The 18,530-nt window shown below is 53.8% G+C and carries 17 protein-coding genes and 1 other RNA gene; 1 reads left to right on the forward strand and 17 read right to left on the reverse strand.

All coding sequences use genetic code 11. The features are described 5' to 3' along the window. Window positions 1-159 precede the first annotated feature (159 nt). The 17 genes from murB to V9K95_RS03915 form a co-directional block, all read right to left on the reverse strand. Window positions 160-1,134 (reverse strand): UDP-N-acetylmuramate dehydrogenase, encoded by a 975-nt coding sequence (murB, locus tag V9K95_RS03835; RefSeq protein WP_115052550.1) that lies wholly within the window; start codon window positions 1,132-1,134, stop codon window positions 160-162. A 45-nt stretch (window positions 1,135-1,179) separates the two neighbouring features. Then, window positions 1,180-2,580: a UDP-N-acetylmuramate--L-alanine ligase gene (murC, locus tag V9K95_RS03840; RefSeq protein WP_336439778.1), complete on the reverse strand. Its 1,401-nt coding sequence runs from the start codon at window positions 2,578-2,580 to the stop codon at window positions 1,180-1,182. Continuing rightward, entirely contained in the window at window positions 2,577-3,704 is a 1,128-nt protein-coding gene (gene murG / locus V9K95_RS03845; RefSeq protein WP_336439777.1) for an undecaprenyldiphospho-muramoylpentapeptide beta-N-acetylglucosaminyltransferase, read from the reverse strand. The genes murC and murG overlap by 4 nt, the downstream gene beginning before the upstream one ends. A gap of 3 nt (window positions 3,705-3,707) precedes the next feature. Beyond that, window positions 3,708-4,865 carry a putative lipid II flippase FtsW gene (gene ftsW / locus V9K95_RS03850; protein ID WP_307279196.1) on the reverse strand — a complete coding sequence of 386 codons (1,158 nt, stop codon included), beginning with the start codon at window positions 4,863-4,865 and terminating at the stop codon, window positions 3,708-3,710. Then, window positions 4,865-6,277 (reverse strand): UDP-N-acetylmuramoyl-L-alanine--D-glutamate ligase, encoded by a 1,413-nt coding sequence (gene murD, locus V9K95_RS03855; RefSeq protein WP_336439776.1) that lies wholly within the window; start codon window positions 6,275-6,277, stop codon window positions 4,865-4,867. Before murD ends, ftsW begins: the two co-directional genes overlap by 1 nt. Window positions 6,278-6,287: 10 nt before the next feature. Next, window positions 6,288-7,370, reverse strand: coding sequence for a phospho-N-acetylmuramoyl-pentapeptide-transferase (mraY, locus tag V9K95_RS03860; RefSeq protein WP_115052545.1), 1,083 nt, complete (start codon window positions 7,368-7,370; stop codon window positions 6,288-6,290). A gap of 32 nt (window positions 7,371-7,402) precedes the next feature. Further along, window positions 7,403-8,836 carry a UDP-N-acetylmuramoylalanyl-D-glutamyl-2,6-diaminopimelate--D-alanyl-D-alanine ligase gene (locus V9K95_RS03865; protein WP_115052544.1) on the reverse strand — a complete coding sequence of 478 codons (1,434 nt, stop codon included), beginning with the start codon at window positions 8,834-8,836 and terminating at the stop codon, window positions 7,403-7,405. Further along, entirely contained in the window at window positions 8,833-10,302 is a 1,470-nt protein-coding gene (locus tag V9K95_RS03870) for a UDP-N-acetylmuramoyl-L-alanyl-D-glutamate--2,6-diaminopimelate ligase (RefSeq protein WP_336439775.1), read from the reverse strand. Before V9K95_RS03870 ends, V9K95_RS03865 begins: the two co-directional genes overlap by 4 nt. A 72-nt stretch (window positions 10,303-10,374) precedes the next feature. Further along, window positions 10,375-12,114, reverse strand: a complete 1,740-nt coding sequence (locus V9K95_RS03875) for a peptidoglycan D,D-transpeptidase FtsI family protein (protein ID WP_440805677.1) — start codon at window positions 12,112-12,114, stop codon at window positions 10,375-10,377. After that, window positions 12,114-12,527 carry a cell division protein FtsL gene (gene ftsL / locus V9K95_RS03880; RefSeq protein WP_115052541.1) on the reverse strand — a complete coding sequence of 138 codons (414 nt, stop codon included), beginning with the start codon at window positions 12,525-12,527 and terminating at the stop codon, window positions 12,114-12,116. The genes V9K95_RS03875 and ftsL overlap by 1 nt, the downstream gene beginning before the upstream one ends. A gap of 3 nt (window positions 12,528-12,530) precedes the next feature. After that, window positions 12,531-13,568 carry a 16S rRNA (cytosine(1402)-N(4))-methyltransferase RsmH gene (rsmH, locus tag V9K95_RS03885; RefSeq protein ID WP_115052540.1) on the reverse strand — a complete coding sequence of 346 codons (1,038 nt, stop codon included), beginning with the start codon at window positions 13,566-13,568 and terminating at the stop codon, window positions 12,531-12,533. After that, the gene (gene mraZ / locus V9K95_RS03890) at window positions 13,568-14,011 is read right to left on the reverse strand and encodes a division/cell wall cluster transcriptional repressor MraZ (RefSeq protein WP_115052539.1); all 444 of its coding nucleotides are present in this window, start codon (window positions 14,009-14,011) and stop codon (window positions 13,568-13,570) included. Before mraZ ends, rsmH begins: the two co-directional genes overlap by 1 nt. Before the next feature lie 363 nt (window positions 14,012-14,374). Further along, an RNA gene (gene rnpB, locus V9K95_RS03895) (RNase P RNA component class A) lies at window positions 14,375-14,808 on the reverse strand. An 88-nt stretch (window positions 14,809-14,896) separates the two neighbouring features. Then, window positions 14,897-15,655, reverse strand: coding sequence for a lytic transglycosylase domain-containing protein (locus V9K95_RS03900; RefSeq protein ID WP_336439774.1), 759 nt, complete (start codon window positions 15,653-15,655; stop codon window positions 14,897-14,899). Window positions 15,656-15,869: 214 nt separating this feature from the next. After that, the gene (locus V9K95_RS03905; RefSeq protein ID WP_115052537.1) at window positions 15,870-16,634 is read right to left on the reverse strand and encodes an N-acetylmuramoyl-L-alanine amidase; all 765 of its coding nucleotides are present in this window, start codon (window positions 16,632-16,634) and stop codon (window positions 15,870-15,872) included. Further along, window positions 16,621-17,340, reverse strand: a complete 720-nt coding sequence (locus V9K95_RS03910; RefSeq protein ID WP_115052536.1) for a J domain-containing protein — start codon at window positions 17,338-17,340, stop codon at window positions 16,621-16,623. The genes V9K95_RS03905 and V9K95_RS03910 overlap by 14 nt, the downstream gene beginning before the upstream one ends. 121 nt (window positions 17,341-17,461) lie before the next feature. Next, the gene (locus V9K95_RS03915; RefSeq protein ID WP_336439773.1) at window positions 17,462-17,806 is read right to left on the reverse strand and encodes an antifreeze protein; all 345 of its coding nucleotides are present in this window, start codon (window positions 17,804-17,806) and stop codon (window positions 17,462-17,464) included. 172 nt (window positions 17,807-17,978) lie between these two features. On the opposite strand from V9K95_RS03915, the gene V9K95_RS03920 reads away from it, so the two are divergent. After that, window positions 17,979-18,479, forward strand: coding sequence for a GNAT family N-acetyltransferase (locus V9K95_RS03920; protein WP_307279226.1), 501 nt, complete (start codon window positions 17,979-17,981; stop codon window positions 18,477-18,479). Window positions 18,480-18,530: the final 51 nt, after the last annotated feature.

The following is an 18,530-nucleotide window of genomic DNA, read 5'->3' on the forward strand; positions in this document are numbered from 1 at the left end:
AATGTGTCAGGAGCGCAATTCCGGCCGCGCGAGCTCACCATGAGGGAGGTTATTATTTGCAGGAGGTTTATATCCTGCGAGGTTGGCAGCGACTAATATGCAATCCAACCACCTTCCTTATTGTGAGCTCTGTCGAACCACGCACAATATGTGTGCAGGCTAGAGCAGTTGCCCCATGAATTCGTGCACTTCCTGACCCGGACGGAAAAGACCAAGCCGCTTTATTTCCCAGTGCAGGCGAATTCCGGAGTTTTGGAGGACACGCGAACGGATCGTTTCGCCTAAGGTCTCCAGCTCATAGCCATTGGCCGTACCGGTATTAATCATGAAATTGCAATGCATCGGCGACATTTGAGCGCCGCCAATCCTCAAGCCACGACCGCCTGCCGCATCAATTTCCTTCCAGGCAGATGAGCCCTCAGGGTTTTTGAACGTAGAGCCGCCCGTTTTTTCTCGAATTGGCTGCACGGTTTCACGATGATGCTGGACGGCATCCATCGCGGCCTGAATTTCCGGCCGCTCACCCGGCATTCCTTCGAAAAGAGCAGAGGTAAAAATCAGATCACTGGCGGCACCGGAATGACGATAGGCATAACCCATGTCGGCATTGGAAAGGATATGCAACTCGCCCTTGCGATCCAGCGCCCTCACCTCAACCACACGCTCACGGGTCTCAACGCCATTGGCGCCGGCATTCATACGCAGCGCGCCGCCAATTCCGCCGGGTATGCCGTGATAAAAATGGAACCCGGCAATGCCCGCGTCCAAAGCGGCAGAGGCGACACGCTTGTCAGGCGTCGCCGTACCGGCACGCAGTTGCGTTTCGCCCACGCGCTCTACTTCACCAAAACCTTTTGCCGAAAGGCGCACAACGAAACCCGGAATGCCACCATCCCGCACGAGCAAATTTGAGCCGATGCCCACGGTCAGAATCGGATATTCTTCTGGAACTGCTTTCAGGAACGCTGCCAAATCTTCTTCGTCGGCGGGTTGAAACATGACTTCAGCGGGCCCGCCTGCGCGAAACCAGGTCACTTTCTCCATGCCCATATTGGGCGTAAGCCGTCCACGCAAACCAGCAAAACGGTCTCCCAGCTTCGAAAGCAGGGCTTCTCCATCAACAAGTGAAGACATTTTATCCTTTCAGCAGCTCTACCCTCTCAAGGGCAACTGCCAAATCTAGAGCGCCGCCAGTTCTTTTGGCAAGGCATAGGCCCATTGTGTGATGTTGCCAGCCCCAAGAAAGATCACAAAGTCGCCCGGCTTGGCGATATCAGCGATCAACGGAGCAATTTCCTGCGAGCCATTGATGTAGCGCGCGTCTCTGTGCGCTGCTGTCTTGATCCGCGAAACCAATGTTTCCGATGTAACGCCCTCGATAGGATCTTCGCCAGCGGTATAAACCGGAGCGACGATAACTGTATCGGCATCGTTGAAGCATGATGCAAATTCATCGAACAAACTGGCAAGCCGTGTGAAACGATGCGGCTGGACAATAGCGATAACGCGGCCCTTGGCGGAATCGCGTGCGGCTTTCAGCACCGCTTTGATTTCGACCGGATGGTGACCATAATCATCAAAAATGTCGACGCCATTCCAGGAACCGGTATGCGTGAAGCGCCGTTTTACACCGCCGAATGATGACAGGCCCTTTTTAATATCAGCCGATGAAATGCCCAGTTCATGTGCCACAGCAATAGCCGCCGTGGCGTTTGATACATTGTGCCTGCCCGGCATGGGCAAATGTAGTCCCGTGATCTCGGTTACTTCGCCGGTTTTGCGTTTGGCGATATGCACATCGAAACGTGAACTCGCGCCATCGACAACCAGATTGACAAAGCGAACATCGGCCTGTGGATTTTCACCATAGGTGATAACACGCCGGTCCTCGATACGCGAGACAAGAGACTGAACTTCCGGATGGTCAAGACACATGACGCCGAAGCCATAAAACGGAACATTTTCAACAAATTGGCGAAATGCTTCACGCACCCGATCGAATGTGCCGTAATGATCAAGATGTTCTGGATCGATATTAGTGACAACTGCAATGTCTGCCGGCAATTTCAGGAATGTGCCATCGCTTTCATCAGCCTCGACGACCATCCAGTCGCCAGCACCCATGCGCGCATTAGTACCATAGGCGTTGATGATACCACCATTGATCACCGTTGGATCGAGCTTGCCGGCATCAAGCAGCGTTGCCACCATTGAAGTTGTAGTCGTCTTGCCATGGGTGCCGCCGATAGCTACGGCCTGACGGAACCGCATCAACTCGGCCAGCATCTCTGCACGGCGGACAATCGGCAATAATTTCTCGCGCGCCGCCATGAGTTCAGGATTGGATTTTTTGATAGCTGTCGAAACCACGACGACTTCTGCATCGCCGATATTGGGCGCTGCGTGACCGATGAATATCTCTATGCCCTTCTCACGCAAACGCTGCACATTGGCGCTGTCTGCCTGATCGGATCCTTGAACCTTGTAGCCAAGGTTATGCAGCACTTCGGCAATACCACTCATGCCGATACCACCGATACCGATAAAATGGACCAGACCTATATTGAGCGGCATCTTCATGGACGCACTCCTTTTTTGAATTCTTCGACGCTTTGGCCGGTTGCAATAGCCTCTGCGAGATCGCCAAGCAACCTTGCCGCGTCCGGTTTGCCTGTTGAACGTGCCTTTTCGGCAATAAATGCCAGACGCGTCGGTTCATTCATGGCGCTGGTGAGGATCGCTGCAATACGCTCCGGCGAAAGGTCCGACTGCTTGATGACGTCGGCTCCGCCTGCCGCCTGCAGCGCAGCCGCGTTGGCGGCTTGATCGTGATCGAGCGCGTGCGGGAATGGCACCAGGATGGCTGGCCGCCCGATAGCGGCGATTTCGGAAACAGTGGAAGCACCAGACCGGGACAGAACAAAGTGCGATTCTGATATGCGGCGTGCCATATCGGTGAAAAACACCGCCACATCAGCCTTGATCCCCGCATGCTGATAGGCGGCGCGAAGCTGTGCCTCATCTTCCGGGCGGGCCTGCTGGGTCAAGACAAGGCGAGCCCGCAAATCCGGCGCAAGCAAACTTATAGCTGCCGGTATCGCCGTCGAAAAATACTGGGCACCTTGGCTGCCACCAAAAACCAGAAAGTGAAATGGCTGATGTGCCTGCGATGCCTTGTATGGCTTGCCTACCTCCGCGAGCACGGCAGGGCGCACAGGATTTCCAGTAACAATTGTCTTGCTTGAAAAAGCCCCACCGTGATCGGGGAGGAACCCTCCGGCGATGGCATCGACGCGCGTGGCAAGCGCTTTGTTGGCACGGCCCATCACGGCATTTTGCTCATGAATGAGCGTCGGAATTTTCAGCGCGGTTGCAGCGTAAAGTGGCGGCAATGTCGGATAGCCACCAAAACCGGCAACAAGCTTGGGCTTTAAAGAGCGAAACAATCTGCGGGAATCAAGGTTGCCAAGCCAAAGCTTCCAGAATGTTTGCGCCAAAGCGATCGGGTTTCGCCCGCCAATTGTCGCGGAACGAACAACATGAATCTGACTTGCCGGAAAATGGCCGATAAAACGCTGCGCACGATCATCAGTGGCAAGATGAATATCCCAACCTCTTTCGATCAGATCGTGAGCTAGCGATTCAGCCGGAAAAAGATGGCCGCCGGTACCACCGGCGGCAAGAAAAATAACTCCCTTGGTCATTGGCTATCCTGCACCCATCATGGCAGGTCTCTGCGAATTTCCCAAAGTTGCGGAGCGGCGACCCTCGGGCCTGCGCCTGGTCAAAGCCAGCAATAATCCGGTCGAGATCGCCACGGAGATAAGCGAAGAACCGCCATAGGAGATAAATGGCAGCGTCATACCCTTGGCAGGCATAAGATGAAGATTGACCGAAATATTGATAATGGACTGAAAACCAAACAGGATCACCAGCCCGGACACAGCAAGACGTGTAAAGTCATCACGCTCCTTCAAGGCTATCGACAGACCGCGAATAACGATGAAAGCGAAAATCAAAACGATCAAGAGACAGAGCGCGATTCCATATTCTTCGGCAGTCACCGAGAAAATGAAGTCGGTGTGACTGTCCGGAATGATACGCTTGATGGTTCCTTCACCTGGGCCCTGGCCGAGCCAGCCGCCGCGGATAATGGCTTCACGTCCGGCATCAACCTGAAACGTGTCGCCCTCGCCCGTCATGAAGCGGTCAATACGGCCGGCAACGTGCGGAAAAACCGTATAAGCGCCGAAGAACCCGGCCACACCAAGACCGCCCAAAGCAATGATCCATATCCACGGAACACCAGCCATGAAGAACATGGCACCCCATGTACCCGCAGTCAGGATCGTTTGACCAAGATCGGGCTGAGCAATCAGCAAGGCAGCAACAACGCCGAACAGAACCATCGAAAAGAAATTGCCGGGGATATCCTTGCGGCGTTCGTTTTCGGCAAAAAGCCAGGCACAAACGATCACAAATGCCGGTTTCATGAACTCGGACGGCTGCACCGATATACCCGCGAGCGAAATCCAGCGGCGCGCGCCTTTGACTTCAATGCCGAAAAACAGGGCAAGCACCATGGCAAATATCGCACCGGCGAGCAGGATGATCGCAAATCGCCTAATCGTTCTTGGCGCCATGAACGATACCGCAAACATGACGATCACAGCCGGAACCATGAACATGGACTGGTGCTTGACGAAATAAAAGCTCTCAAGCCCGATGCGTTCGGCAACAGCGGGACTTGCGGCAAAAGACAACAAAATGCCAAGGCCCATCAGGCTCAGACATGCAGCCAGAAGAAAGCGATCAATCGTCCACCACCACTCAGCAACGGGACCACGGTCAATGCGACTTACCATTACAGACCCCCAATAGGTGATGCGCCCTGAAGCGCAAGAACGGCAGAGCGGAAAGCTTCACCGCGTTTTTCAAAATTCTGAAACTGATCGAAGCTGGCGCAGGCAGGAGACAGCAGAACCACGGGCTCGCCGGCTTCGTCTTTGCTCGCGTCCAATGCAGCATGTCGAACGGCAACGTCAATTGTACCGGAAATCTCATAAGGTGCGGTATCACCAAGGGTTGCCGCGAATTGCGGGGCAGCTTCGCCGATGAGATAGGCTTTAGCGATACGCGGAAAGAAACCCGAGAGCGAAGCGATGCCGCCTTCTTTAGGCAGCCCACCGGCGATCCAGTAAATACGTGGAAAGGATGACAATGCAGGCGCTGCAGCTTCGGCATTTGTCGCCTTGGAGTCGTTGACGAAGAGTGTCGAGCCCAGCTTGGCCACCTGCTCCATGCGATGAGCAAGACCAGGAAACGTTCTCAGACCAGCATTGATCTCTTCAGCCGACAGACCAGCCGCACGGCACGCGGCAAAAGCTGCAAGAGCATTTTGCGCATTGTGCTCGCCGCGCAGCGACCCTATCCCTTCAAGCGAAGCAATTGCTGTCGTCACACCGTCATGGGCATGGAACAACTGGCTTCCTTCAGCAAAATAACCTTCCGCTATGGGCATACGCTTGGAAAGCCGCGCGACACGTTTTCCAGCGCGTTCCAGCCTGTCGGCAATTGCAGCGCAAAAACTGTCATCAACGCCAATAATCGCGGTTTGGCTTCCCGCCACCAGTCTTTCCTTGATCTCGGCATAGTGCTGCATGGTGCCGTGGCGATCCAGATGATCCGGTGTAAGGTTCAATAAAATACCCGCAGTCGGATTGATCGAAGGCGCCAGATCGATCTGGTATGAAGAACATTCAACCACATAGATACGCCCGTTTTCCGGTTGATCCAGCGTCATGATTGCTGTGCCGATATTGCCGCCAAGTTGCACGTCACGGCCCGATGATTTGATGATGTGGGCGATAAGAGCAGTAGTAGTGGATTTCCCATTCGTGCCGGTGATGGCGATAAACGGTATCTCCGCACCCGGGCTATCCGCGAGGACAAGATTACGCTCCCGCACGAATAATTCTATGTCACCGATAATCTCGACCCCGGTTGCCCGCGCAAGATCAACGCTCCAATGCGGACGCGGATGGGTCAATGGGACCCCTGGGGACAAGACAAAAGAGGAAAACTGTTTCCAATCGACGTTACGCAAATCAGAGGTTGTAACGCCTGCGGCTTGGGCGCGCATTACGCTGTCAGGATTATCGTCCCATGCAATAACCCTCGCACCACCAACAATAATGGCTTGGGCCGTTGCAATGCCCGAACCGCCGAGCCCAAAGAGCGCGACGGTTTTGTCCTTCATGGAGTGGGCAGATATCATACTTGCAGCCCTACCTCAGTTTCAGAGTTGAAAGACCGATGAGCGCGAGGATCACGGCAATGATCCAGAAACGGATCACGACCTGACTTTCGGTCCAGCCCTTCTTTTCAAAATGGTGATGGATCGGCGCCATAAGGAAAACCCGTTTTCCCGTCATTTTGAACGAGGCAACCTGGATGATCACGGACATGGCTTCCATGACGAAAACGCCGCCGATAATGGCAAGCACGATCTCGTGCTTGGTAGCGACAGCGACAGCGCCGATCAATCCGCCAAGGGCCAGCGAACCTGTATCACCCATGAAAATCGCAGCAGGCGGCGCGTTGAACCAGAGGAAGCCGAGCCCCGCTCCGATTACAGAACCGAGCACGACGGCGAGTTCACCCGTGCCGGGAGTGAAGTGAATCTGCAGATAGTCCGCGAAAATCGCGTTACCCGCCAGATAGGCAATGACGCCGAAGGAGGCAGCAGCAATCATGACCGGAACTGTTGCCAGACCATCAAGACCGTCGGTGAAATTCACTGCATTGCCCGCGCCAACCATGACGAAGGCTGCAAACGGAACGAAGAAAATTCCAAGGTTGAGTATAAACTCTTTGGCGAAAGGAAATGTGAGTGACGAGGAGAAAGGCTCCTGCCCTGCCCACATGATCGTCAGACCGGCAATGGCTGCAATAAGGAATTCGATGCCAAGACGCGCGCGGGCGGAAAAACCCTTGGACGCCTGCTTGCTGACCTTCAGATAATCATCATAGAAGCCGATTGCACCGAAACCCAAGGCGACGAGCAGCACAACCCATACATAAATATTGGACCAGTTGGCCCAGAGTAATGATGAAATGATAATGCCAGTCATAATCATCAGTCCGCCCATTGTTGGCGTACCGGCCTTCTTGAAGTGGGTCTGTGGGCCATCTGCGCGTATTGGCTGGCCGCGACCTTGACGGACGCGCAAGGAATCAATGATCCGTGGCCCGAAAAGGAAAACAATGAGCGCGGAGGTAATCAGCGCCCCGCCGGTCCTGAACGTGATATAACGAAACACGTTGAGAAACTGTAGCTGTTCCGCCAGGCCGGCAAGATAATAAAGCATTGATTAGTGCCCTTTCCCCATCCCCCGCAGGCTCACTCGGCAGGAGCGAGAGGTTCGGCGGTGTTATATTTCTGCAAGAGCGTTTTGACGATCTGGGAGAAGCCGGTCCCCTTGGACGACTTGATCATGATCACGTCACCAGCTCTGATCGTATTCAGCAATTGCGGTTGCAACTCTTCCACGCTCTGCCTGTATTCGGCACGAATTTCAACCGGCATGGCTGCTTTCAGCGCCGCCATCTCCGGTCCGCCGAGAAAAACCATGTTGATATTGTTTGCCGCAATAACTGACGACAGCTCGGCATGCAGCCTGGGCGATTGTTTTCCCAGTTCCAGCATATCGCCTAGAACGGCAATACGGCGCCCTTTGCCTGTCGGGGTTGCAGACGCGAGAAGTTCGACAGCTGCGCGCATTGATGCGGGATTTGCATTATAGCTCTCGTCAATTAGCGTAAATGTGCCCTTTGCGATCTCAAGCGTGTGTCTCTCACCACGTCCGCTTTCAGCGCGAAGCGATGAAAGCGCCAGGGCAACCTTGGCCATATCAGCGCCTGTGAGATGTGCAGCACCGAGCACCGCCAGAACGTTCTGAACGATGTGGCGGCCAGGTGCGCCAACTTTTGCGACAACCTCTTCGCCGGCAAGCCGCGCAGTCATGCACGAACAGGCGTCGTGCAGTTTGAGCTTCATCAGCCGATAATCAGCCCTGGCATTCTCACCAAAGGATTTGATGTGCTCGACACCGGCTTCAAGCGCAAGTTTCTCCAGAAACTTGTAGTGCTTGTCGTCGCGATTGAGCAAAGCATAGCCACCGGGCAGCAGGCCCTCAAAAATTTCCGCCTTGGCTGTCGCAATCTCCTGAAGGTTTTTGAAATGGCCAAGATGTGCCGGAGCAATCAATGTAATGATCGCCACGTGCGGGCGCACCATTTTAACCAGCGGACGGATCTCATCGGCATGGTTCATTCCGATTTCGAAGACGCCGTAATCCGTGTCCTGCGGCATGCGTGCAAGCGTCAGGGGCACGCCCCAATGATTATTGAACGATGCAACCGAGGCATGAACCTTACCGACTTCGGAAAGAACGTGACGCAGTGCTTCTTTTGTTGTCGTCTTGCCGACAGAGCCAGTTACCGCAATAATCTGTGCGTGAGAGCGCTCGCGCGAGGCAATGCCAAGCCGCGTCATGGCGGCCAAAACATCGTCCACAACAATCATAGGAGCTTTCAGCTTGCCAAGAGCAGGCAATTTGGCCTCTGCAACGACCAAAAGCGCCGCACCCGCTGCAACTGCGGCGGTGGCATAGTCATGACCATCCAAGGCGTCGCCTTTGATTGCGAAAAACGCCTCGCCATCGCGCAATGTCCGCGTATCGATGGAAATGCCGGTGATGCCCTCCGGAAGTTTACCGACCGGCCTGCCATTCATGGCGGCGATCATGGCATCGGAAGACCATAGAAGACTCATATACCGCCCTCCTGTGGTATACGGTCTTTCAATGCCTGAGCTACTTCAACGTGGTCCGAAAATGGCAGCACGACGTCGCCGACAGTCTGGCCTTCTTCATGACCTTTTCCCGCAACGATCAAGGTGTCGCCCGACTTCATCATTGCAACGGCTTCGCGGATAGCTTCGCGCCGGTCGCCGATCTCGCGGGCTCCGGGAGCAGCCGCGAGAATTTCGGCGCGTATGGTTGCGGGCACTTCAGAGCGTGGATTGTCGTCCGTAATGATAACGACATCTGCTAACCGCGTAGCGATTTCGCCCATCATCGGACGCTTGCCCTTGTCACGATCGCCACCGCAACCAAAGACCACGATAACACGGCCAGTCGTAAATGGGCGCACTGACGTCAGTACATTTTCAAGCGCATCAGGCTTGTGCGCATAATCAACATAGGCGGGCGCGCCTTCTTCCGTCGCTCCCACCAGATCAAGCCGTCCCGGAGCGCCCTTGAGGCGCTCAAGGCCACGCATCGCCGCTGCTGCCGGAACGCCCGTTGCGATGGCAAGACCCGCAGCAACGAGTCCATTGGCGACCTGGAAATCACCGGCGAGCGGCAATGTTATTTCATAAATCTCGCCCGCAATATGCACTTCAACGTGCTGGCGGAAACGTTCATGTTCAACCCGCTTCAGCGATATGAATTCGCCCTTGCGACCGACAGTCAATACTTTGCAGCCAGCTTCCGCCGCTGCGGCGATTGTCGCCTTGGAAAAAGGATCGTCGGCAAAAATGACCGCGGGCGCACCTTTCGGCAGGAGTTCTGTGAAAAGCCGCAGCTTGGCCGCGTGATATTCTTCGACCGTGGGGTGGTAATCCATATGATCTCGGCCGAGATTGGTGAACGCACCGGCTGTGAGCTTTACACCGTCAAGACGGCGCTGATCGAGACCGTGAGATGACGCTTCCATAGCCGCATGGGTAACGCCTTCCTCCACAAGTTCACTCAACAGCTTGTGGAGTTCAACCGGATCCGGCGTTGTCAGAGAACCATAATCATCGCGTGTCGGCGAGATGACGCCTGTAGTGCCAATGCTGGCGGATGCGAAACCTGCCTGCGCCCAGATCTGCCGCGTAAAGGAGGCAACAGAGGTTTTCCCGCTCGTCCCGGTGATAGCGACCATCACATCAGGCTGGCTTCCATAAAAACTCGCCGCGGCAAGCGCCAGTGTACGGCGCGGATCGTCAACATAAATGATCGGCGCACCAATATTTCCAAGCTTGGCGCCACTCGACGCGATGATAACCGACGCGCCTCTTTTTACAGCATCCTGAGCATAGGCTATCCCGTCAGCCTTTACCCCTTTGAGGGCGGCAAAAACGTATCCCTTCTGAACCTGTCGGGAGTCCGATGTCAGACCAGTGATGGCTCTTTCCCCAAATTCGGAGATTGCCAAGGCAGGGATGCCGTTCAATTCTTTCAATTTCATGGCCGGACCGGAACCTGTTCTTTCCCATGAGTTCGGTTGAAAAACGTCTCTTATTGATTCGTTTTCCGGGTGTTATTGGTTAAAGTTCACCATCATTGGAGCAGATATTTGTTCTTCATTGAAATCCGGCTGCACGCCCAAGAAGGAGGCTGAACGGCGGATGATTTCCTGAACCATAGGCGCTGCATTGAAACCGGCAGTAGCGCCGATTTTACCTGCCTCGGCCTTCGGCTCGTCTACAATCGTCAACACTACATATTCAGGCTTATCGATCGGAAATGCGGCGACAAATGCGTTGAACCTGACATCCTTGGAGTACCGTCCATTGACGACTTTTTCCGCCGTCCCGGTTTTACCGCCAACGCGATAGCCAGGCACCGTTGCGCGATTACCCGAACCACCGGAACCTTTTTCAGCATTCAGGCGATACAGATAACGCATATCTTCGCTGGTCTTTTCGCTCACGACCTGTTTGGCGACTTTATCGGCTTCTTCCATGGTACGCGGCAGGAATGTCGGAGGCATCAGGCGACCGCCATTCATGAGAGCAGCCGCTCCAACCGCAGTCTGCAAGGGTGTCGTCGCCATACCATGACCGAATGCGATAGTGATGGAATGCACTTTCTTCCAGACTTTTGGCTCCATTGGCCGGGCTACTTCCGGCAGCTCTGTCACCATACGGTCAAGGAGGCCCATGCGGTGCAGGAACTCACGATGACCGTCAATGCCAACAACATCGGCCTCTTTTGCCGACCCGATATTGGATGAGTAAATGAACACTTCAGGCAGGGTAAGAACCCGGCCCTTGCCATGGAAATCCCGGATCGTCTGGCGGCCAATAGTGATCGGGCGGCGCGCGTCGAATGTGCTTTGCAAATTGACCTTGCCGGAATCCAGCGCCATTGCCGTGGTAAAGCTTTTGATTGTCGAACCCATCTCAAAGGCACCGGCAGACATGCGGTTAAGCCGGTCTTTTTCCAGAGCATTATATGGATTATTCGGGTCAAAATCCGGGGCCGATGCCATGGCTAGAACTTCGCCAGTCTTGACGTTCAATACGACTGCACCAGCGGCGATGGCGCTATATTTCTGCATGGCCTGAACAACCACATCGCGCACCACATGCTGCACACGCAGATCAATCGAAAGCCTGACGGGCTCAAGCGACCGGCTGTCTGCAAGTCCTGCGTCACGCAGATCCGACAGGCCATGTTCGTCGATATATTTCTCCATACCGGCAATCCCCTGATTGTCGATATTTACGAGACCGAGAATATGCGAAGCGGTAGGACCACCTGGATAGAACCGTGCCTTCTCCGTGCGAAAACCGATGCCAGGTATGCCCAGAGCCATGATCTGGCTCTTTTGCTGTGGCGTCAGGCCACGTTTCAACCAGGCAAATCCTGCCTTGCTTTTCAGCCGGCTGTAGGTCTGCTCGAAATTGAGATCAGGAAGCACTGTCGAAAGCAGCTCAATGGCTTCATCAGGGTCAATGATCTTCTTCGGTTCAGCATAAAGCGAATTCGTCTTGATATCGGTTGCCAAGACTTCGCCATTTCGATCAAGAATATCCGGTCGCGCAGCCAGCACCGTACCAGTTGGGCCATTATATCCGGTCGTATCTTCCTGAATCCCGTAATAGATCAGTCTTCCGCCGATGACGCTATATATGCCTATGAAGCAAGCAATGGCCATGACAACACGGTTGCGCGCGCGATTGCCTGATTTCTTCTTTTTTGCATCCACGGCAAAGGCCGGTGCAGTTCCAGACTCCAGATCGATCTTCTTCCGCTTGATCCAAACAGCAGCCATTATTGTGCAGCTCCTTTTGGTGCGGGATTAGCCTTTTTTGCCACGCTGCCGGTCAACGTAGAATCCGGCTTCAAGTCCTTGGCGCTGGCTTCGGTGATGATGTCTGCGACAGAGTCAAAAACAACCGGCTTTGGTTGGGGCAGATCATTGATGTCTATAATCTGATTGGCTTCAACGAGTTGAAGATCAAGCTGACCCTGGAAGGTCTCTATCAGTTTTTGCAAACGGTTTGGCTGGGTGAGCAAGCTCCAATCAGCCTTCAAGAGATCAATCGTATCGTTCTCATCCGAGATCATGCGCTCAAGCTTCGTCACTTGATTCATCTGCTTCTCGGCGTCGTGCTTGATCTTATAGGTTATCGACGCCGCCGCTATCATCAACCCGATCAAAATGATGTCGAAGGTACGCAGCACTGGTCAACTCCCCATTTTCTTCTGAGACTGGGTTTCATGAAATATGGGCAGATTAGGCAAACCATAAATCGCATGATCTTCGACAAGCGGCGCACTATCCGTGCGGATGCCTGCGCGAAGCTTGGCGGAACGTGCCCGCGGATTGCGCGCCGCCTCCGCCTCTGTCGGCGCAACGATCCCCTTGCCAACCGGGGTAAATGTGGCGCGGCGCTGCTCGACCTGCGGCAAATGACGCGAGCCGCCGCCTGCGCCTGAACGATCTGCAAAGAAGCGTTTAACGATGCGATCTTCAAGCGAATGGAATGTTACAACAACGAGCCGTCCGCCGGGCTTCAACACACGTTCAGCCGCATGCAATGCGCGCACCAATTCGCCGAGCTCATCATTCACAAAAATACGCAGCGCCTGAAAGACACGCGTCGCCGGATGAATCGGAACTTTCGGATTTCGACCAACCAGAGCTTCGATTGCATTGGCCAGATCGCGGGTACGATGAAACGGCTCCGTCGCACGCCGCTTGTCGATCATACGGGCGATACGGCCCGCGTTGCGCTCTTCCCCAAGAAAATTGAAAATGCGCGCGAGGTCGCCAATTTTGAGACGATTGACCACATCAGCAGCACTCGGACCCGAACTCGACATGCGCATATCGAGTGGTCCATCTTTTTGGAAAGAAAAGCCACGCTCGGCTTCGTCAATTTGCATGGACGAAACACCGATATCAAGAACAATGCCATCGGGAGCACCCAGAAGGGCAACCTGATCCAGCGTCGAAAAAGTGCCTTGAACGAGGGTCAGCCTTCCCGCGTAGTCTTTTTCCAGGGCACGGCCAGCTTCGATCGCAGAAGGATCGCGATCAATTGCCGTTACGTCAGCGCCCGTTTCAAGAATACGCTTGGTGTAACCACCAGCTCCAAAGGTTCCATCGATAATTCGCTGGCCCTTATCCGGCTGCAAGGCAGCAATGACTTCATCAAGCAGAACCGGGACATGACGATCATCTGCGTTTTTTGAGCCATTATCCGCGTCAGAACCGGTCATCAATTCGCCTCCAGACGGCGTTTTTCCGCGAGCCGGGCCCGAACTGTTTTGCGATGCGCTTCGAATTGATCCGGCTGCCACATTTGAAAATGCGTATTCGCCCCCGCAAAGGTCACATCTGTGGAGATGCCCGTATGTTCCCGCAGGAAATCCGTCACCGTAATCCGCCCATCTGCGTCCAATTTGAGGAAGCCGCCGTCCGCGTGAAGATAAAACGACATATCGTCCGCTGTCTCCGCAAACGGATCTTCGCTTTCCAGCTTTTTGTCGAATCGGGTCAACAGTTCCGGTCCGCCCACATCCAGAGCAGGAAGATGAAGAGAGCGCAGGGCATAAAGCTCCGTATGACCGGCGGACTGCACAATCAGACGAAACTGAGCCGGAACGGAAACCCGCCCCTTTGCGTCGATCCTGTTCGTCATATGCCCGAGGAACCGGTTCAAAGCTTAATCCCGCCGTTCTGACCTCAAGGGTCTCTGATCGTTCTGCCCCTGCCTCTCCCTGCAACCGAGGAGACAGAATCTCATAAGCGCGCGTCGAAACTCCGGCGAAATGCCGGCCCTGCATGGCAAGATCCAATGTCGGGAAACACCGTGTCGACTGAACGCTACTGATGAAATCAATCGATATCATGGGGCACTATGGGCGTCAATGGGATTAGAGTACACAGGATGGAAGTAGCTGGCAAAACCAAGCACACTTCCGGCGATTCTGAATTTATCCATCATTAAGCTTAATGAAGCGTTAGGAATCGCAAACCAGTCCCCTCCCTTACGGGGAGAATGATAAATAATCGCAGAGTTTAAAGTGCCAGCTGGCCTGTAAGCCGGGTTCTGTATGGCCGGATTTGCATCCGGCGCGGCAGCCATTCATCTTGGACGGATGTTGCCATCCGCCTCCTGCAACCTACCCGGACGACTGACCCGGAAACTGATCGCCTGACTTTCGTCAGGCACGCCGTCCCTATTCGGTTTTGCTCCCGGTGGGGTTTGCCTTGCCGCCCCTGTTACCAGTTGCGCGGTGGGCTCTTACCCCACCCTTTCACCCTTACCCCGTCATTCCTTGTGTCCCATCCATTATAGACGCGGCACAACGAAAGACGGGGCGGTTTCCTTTCTGTGGCACTTTCCCTAGGGTCGCCCCCGCCGGACGTTATCCGGCACCGTGTTTCCCTGGAGCCCGGACTTTCCTCACATGCCGCCTTTCGGCTTATGACATGCGCGGCTGCCCGGCCAGCTGGCGCCCGTATAAATGCCTATCTTCCAGAAAAGGCAAATGAAAAAAGGCTGGATAGTCATCCAGCCTTCCTCAAAGCAACAAGCGAATGCTTAGTTGGCCGCCATTTGCAGTTTGACCTTGGCACAATAATTGGCCGAAATCGGATTCATCCGGGTGGCGCCGTGCCCTGCATTATAGCGCAGGATCGTGCCGCAAGTCGTGCCATTGCCAAGCTTATGGGCTCCGGCAAGATACTTCATACCCCAACGAATATTCGTATCGGGATTATAGAGCGCCTGACGGCTACCTGTGTAGCCCAAGCCCTGTGCCGTCGAATATTTGATCTGCATCAAACCAACCTCACCAGCACGGCCAGTCATGTCAGCCCGGTAGTTGCTTTCCACGCGGACGACCGCATGAGCAAGTGCAATCGGAACACCGTAAGACGCTGCGTAAGAAGAGATGATGCTGGAATATTTGGTCGAACCACCAGCAGAGGCGGCAGATGCAATGCTGCCGGTTGTCATTGTATCAATACGGTTGTTTACCGTCGTGGTCTTGAAACGGGCTTTTGCCTGAACGACCGGACGCTTGGAACCAGAAATCTTTTTTGAGATACGCTGAGTTTTTACTGCAGCCTTTTTACCGGATGAAACCTTGGCACTTACCTTCTTGCCCTGGCTCTTTCCATCAACCTTCTTTGCAGTTTTTTCGGTCGTTTTTCTCTTATCGGCTTCAACACGCTTTGCCTTCAGATAATCGGCCAGGTTTGTCGGCTGGGCCTCGACCGGTTTACTGAATGCTGAATTTGAACCAAACAAAGCCACCGCCCCAACAAGGGCGCAAATCATACCAAATCTATTTGTCATCGTTTTCCGTTTAATTTCTTGGGCCGCACGAAAGATGCGCGCCGGGAACGTTCCGAGCCCAAAAATCCAAAATGGGCTGCCCGAAACACTGGGCTAGGATGTGACGGCCCAATGCAGCCGAATATTGATACATCAAATAACTTTGTGTAACCCATTGTAATATATATGCTGCATTGCACAATTTCTCTCAGAAAAGGCTTTAACGTTCAATACGTTATGCTGACAATGCCGGGAGTGCAGAAAGTAGTTTGTGCAGCGTTTCAATGGTTGACATGTCCGCGACTCCGTCCACTTTTGCCGGCCGAAAGTGGCGCTGGAAGGCCAAAACACTCAATTCGGTCGCATTTCCGAAGACCCCATCAATGGGTACGCCGTAGCCATAAAGAGCCAGCATGGACTGCAAAGCCTCCACTGGCTGCCCTTGATCACCAGCAGAAAAGAACCGACCACCGCGCACCGGAGCCGGATCAACCCAATGCCCCACGCCGGAATTAAATAGCACTGGCCAAGGGAATTTCTCGCCGGGGTCGATCTTGCGTGCAGGTGCGACATCTGAATGAGCAAGGACATTTTCAGGGCGAATTCCATTGCGCGAGATTATGCCTTTGCAAAGGTCGATAACCGCGTCGATCTGTTCGCCCGGAAACACCGGGAATCCAAGTAGCGGTCCGCCATTGACGATTTCAATCCCGATTGAGCAAGAATTAATATCCGTTTCGCCCTTCCACGAGCCCTTTCCGGCATGCCAGGCGCGCTCACTTTCGGAAACCAATTGCACGATCCTGCCGTCTTCATGCACGACATAATGCGCGGAAACTTCGCTTTCCGGGTTTGCCAGCCAGTTTTCGGCAGCTTCGCCCGTCTCCATGCCAGTATAATGCAGGATAAGAATATGCGGGCGCTTGCCATCCTTGCGGGGACCGAAATTTGGCGACGCGTGAACTGCCACGTTTAAATGATCGGGCTTAAACGCGTTCATATGCCTTCAGGTCTTTTTCGACTTGTTCCCAAGCCGCATTGATAGCCGCTATACGTTGATTGGCGATAGCTATGAATTCTTCCGGCACACCGCGGGCAATCAACATATCCGGATGATTTTCCCTAACCAGCGCGCGATACTGCTTGCGCGCAGTCTCAAAATTTACATTCCGCGCCAGACCCAAGACCAGATATGGGTCTGCCTGTCCACGCCCGACATGCCGCGCAAGGACACGGTCAAACTTTTCCTCATCAAGGGCAAAGATTTCCGCAACCGTGCCGAGAAATGTCAATTCCTTGTCGTGCAATGCGCCATCGGCCTTGGCAATATGGAAAAGCCCATCAAGAACATCTTCCAGCATTTGACAGTTCCGGTGACCGGAACCGCAAAGTGAAGCCAACTGCGTTGCGTAGGCCTCGTAACCCGCGACATCCTGCTTTGCCAGATTATATAATCTGGTGACTTGGTCCTGATACTGCTCAGGCACATGAAAAATGTCGTGGAACGCATTAACCTCGGCTTGCGATACAATGCCATCTGCCTTGGCCATTTTGGCCGACAAGGCAATCATTGCTATCGAAAACGCAACGCGTCGCCGCGTTTCGGGATCGCCTTCAAATGCGGTACGTACAGCCTCGATAATGCTGGAGAATGCATCGACTGCTGTGGTGGTGATGAAATCGCTGATGCGGCGCCAAATAGACATGGCTCTATTTTATTCAAAGTTTTTCGCAATTGCGAGAGAGATAATTACGCATCAAAACTGTTTGACATAGATGGGCGCAGGTACGGCAAACATGAGGCCTGCCGTACCTGCCAATTGAATTTTATTGAACGCCAAGCGCATCCTTGATGGCTTTTTCAGCTGCGTCGGCAGCGGCTTTAACCTGATCGGCTGTTTGTCCCGCCGCTTTTGCGGCTTCTTCAGCTGCCTTGCGGGCGGTTTCGACGGCAGCCTGCTTTTGCTCAGCAGTCATGGTTGCAGCCTGCTCTTTAATGGTCTTCATCGCGTCTTGAGCAGTCATTGGCTTTGCTGGTTCAACCGCTGTTGGAGCTGGCGCCGGTGCTTCAGTTGTAGCAGGTGGCGTTTCGGTCTTCTGCTCGCTTTCACCGCAGCCAGCCAAAGCAAACAACGATACAGCTGCCAAGGCGATAACAAATTTATTCTTCATGTGTTTTAATCCTCTCCTAGGTACTCAAGTGGCCCCTCGAATCCACTCTATCTGAAATAAGGCGGAATGGAGTTCTATTTTCATTTTCATTCAACTCTTATGTGGATATCTCTTTGTAAACATGGCAACATTCGTCATCTGCCTGTCATGATGTGATATTTGGAGTCCGAATATGAATATTTCGATCCGGGTATTGAACAGGAAGGATGCAGAGCAATTCCAGCGACTGCGCTTACATGGATTGCAAGCGGCGCCGGAAGCATTCGGCTCAAGCTATGAAGAAGAGGCCGATCTCGACATGGCCGAAATTCGCTGCCGCCTTGACGCTCTGCCAAACGCCGTTTTCGGTGCATTTGCTGAAGGTGAACTGATCGGCGTTGCAGGCTTTGCCGCAAACTCCAAGACAAAGCAAAAACACAAGGGTTTGCTTTGGGGTGTTTATGTGGATGAGAGATGGCGCGGGCATCAGCTCGGAAAAAGACTGACGCTGGCAGTTATCGATTACGCTCGAAATCACGTTGATACATTACACGCGACCGTCATGGCTGCCAATATTACAGCCCGCACACTCTATCTCAGCTTGGGTTTTGAGGTATTCGGCGTGGAGAAGGATGCCCTGCGTATCGACGGCAAATCTTATACGGACGAACTCCTGCGTCTCGATCTACGCTAACACGACCTTGAAATCCAATCCGTTTGGAGTTATATCGCACATTAATAATTA

The sequence above is a fragment of the Phyllobacterium sp. CCNWLW183 genome, assembly GCF_037203775.1.
In the GTDB taxonomy this organism is placed as follows: domain Bacteria; phylum Pseudomonadota; class Alphaproteobacteria; order Rhizobiales; family Rhizobiaceae; genus Phyllobacterium; species Phyllobacterium ifriqiyense.

What these genes read in the sequence shown, in the direction of transcription:
- V9K95_RS03920 (WP_307279226.1), top strand. Translation starts at nt 17,979, where the DNA reads ATGAATATTTCGATCCGGGTATTGAACAGGAAGGATGCAGAGCAATTC.
- murD (WP_336439776.1), bottom strand. Translation starts at nt 6,277, where the DNA reads ATGATATCTGCCCACTCCATGAAGGACAAAACCGTCGCGCTCTTTGGG.
- ftsW (WP_307279196.1), bottom strand. Translation starts at nt 4,865, where the DNA reads ATGGTAAGTCGCATTGACCGTGGTCCCGTTGCTGAGTGGTGGTGGACG.
- mraY (WP_115052545.1), bottom strand. Translation starts at nt 7,370, where the DNA reads ATGCTTTATTATCTTGCCGGCCTGGCGGAACAGCTACAGTTTCTCAAC.
- murC (WP_336439778.1), bottom strand. Translation starts at nt 2,580, where the DNA reads ATGAAGATGCCGCTCAATATAGGTCTGGTCCATTTTATCGGTATCGGT.
- V9K95_RS03870 (WP_336439775.1), bottom strand. Translation starts at nt 10,302, where the DNA reads ATGAAATTGAAAGAATTGAACGGCATCCCTGCCTTGGCAATCTCCGAA.
- V9K95_RS03865 (WP_115052544.1), bottom strand. Translation starts at nt 8,836, where the DNA reads ATGAGTCTTCTATGGTCTTCCGATGCCATGATCGCCGCCATGAATGGC.
- murB (WP_115052550.1), bottom strand. Translation starts at nt 1,134, where the DNA reads ATGTCTTCACTTGTTGATGGAGAAGCCCTGCTTTCGAAGCTGGGAGAC.
- rsmH (WP_115052540.1), bottom strand. Translation starts at nt 13,568, where the DNA reads ATGACCGGTTCTGACGCGGATAATGGCTCAAAAAACGCAGATGATCGT.
- V9K95_RS03900 (WP_336439774.1), bottom strand. Translation starts at nt 15,655, where the DNA reads ATGACAAATAGATTTGGTATGATTTGCGCCCTTGTTGGGGCGGTGGCT.
- V9K95_RS03875 (WP_440805677.1), bottom strand. Translation starts at nt 12,114, where the DNA reads ATGGCTGCTGTTTGGATCAAGCGGAAGAAGATCGATCTGGAGTCTGGA.
- V9K95_RS03915 (WP_336439773.1), bottom strand. Translation starts at nt 17,806, where the DNA reads ATGAAGAATAAATTTGTTATCGCCTTGGCAGCTGTATCGTTGTTTGCT.
- V9K95_RS03905 (WP_115052537.1), bottom strand. Translation starts at nt 16,634, where the DNA reads ATGAACGCGTTTAAGCCCGATCATTTAAACGTGGCAGTTCACGCGTCG.
- V9K95_RS03910 (WP_115052536.1), bottom strand. Translation starts at nt 17,340, where the DNA reads ATGTCTATTTGGCGCCGCATCAGCGATTTCATCACCACCACAGCAGTC.
- murG (WP_336439777.1), bottom strand. Translation starts at nt 3,704, where the DNA reads ATGACCAAGGGAGTTATTTTTCTTGCCGCCGGTGGTACCGGCGGCCAT.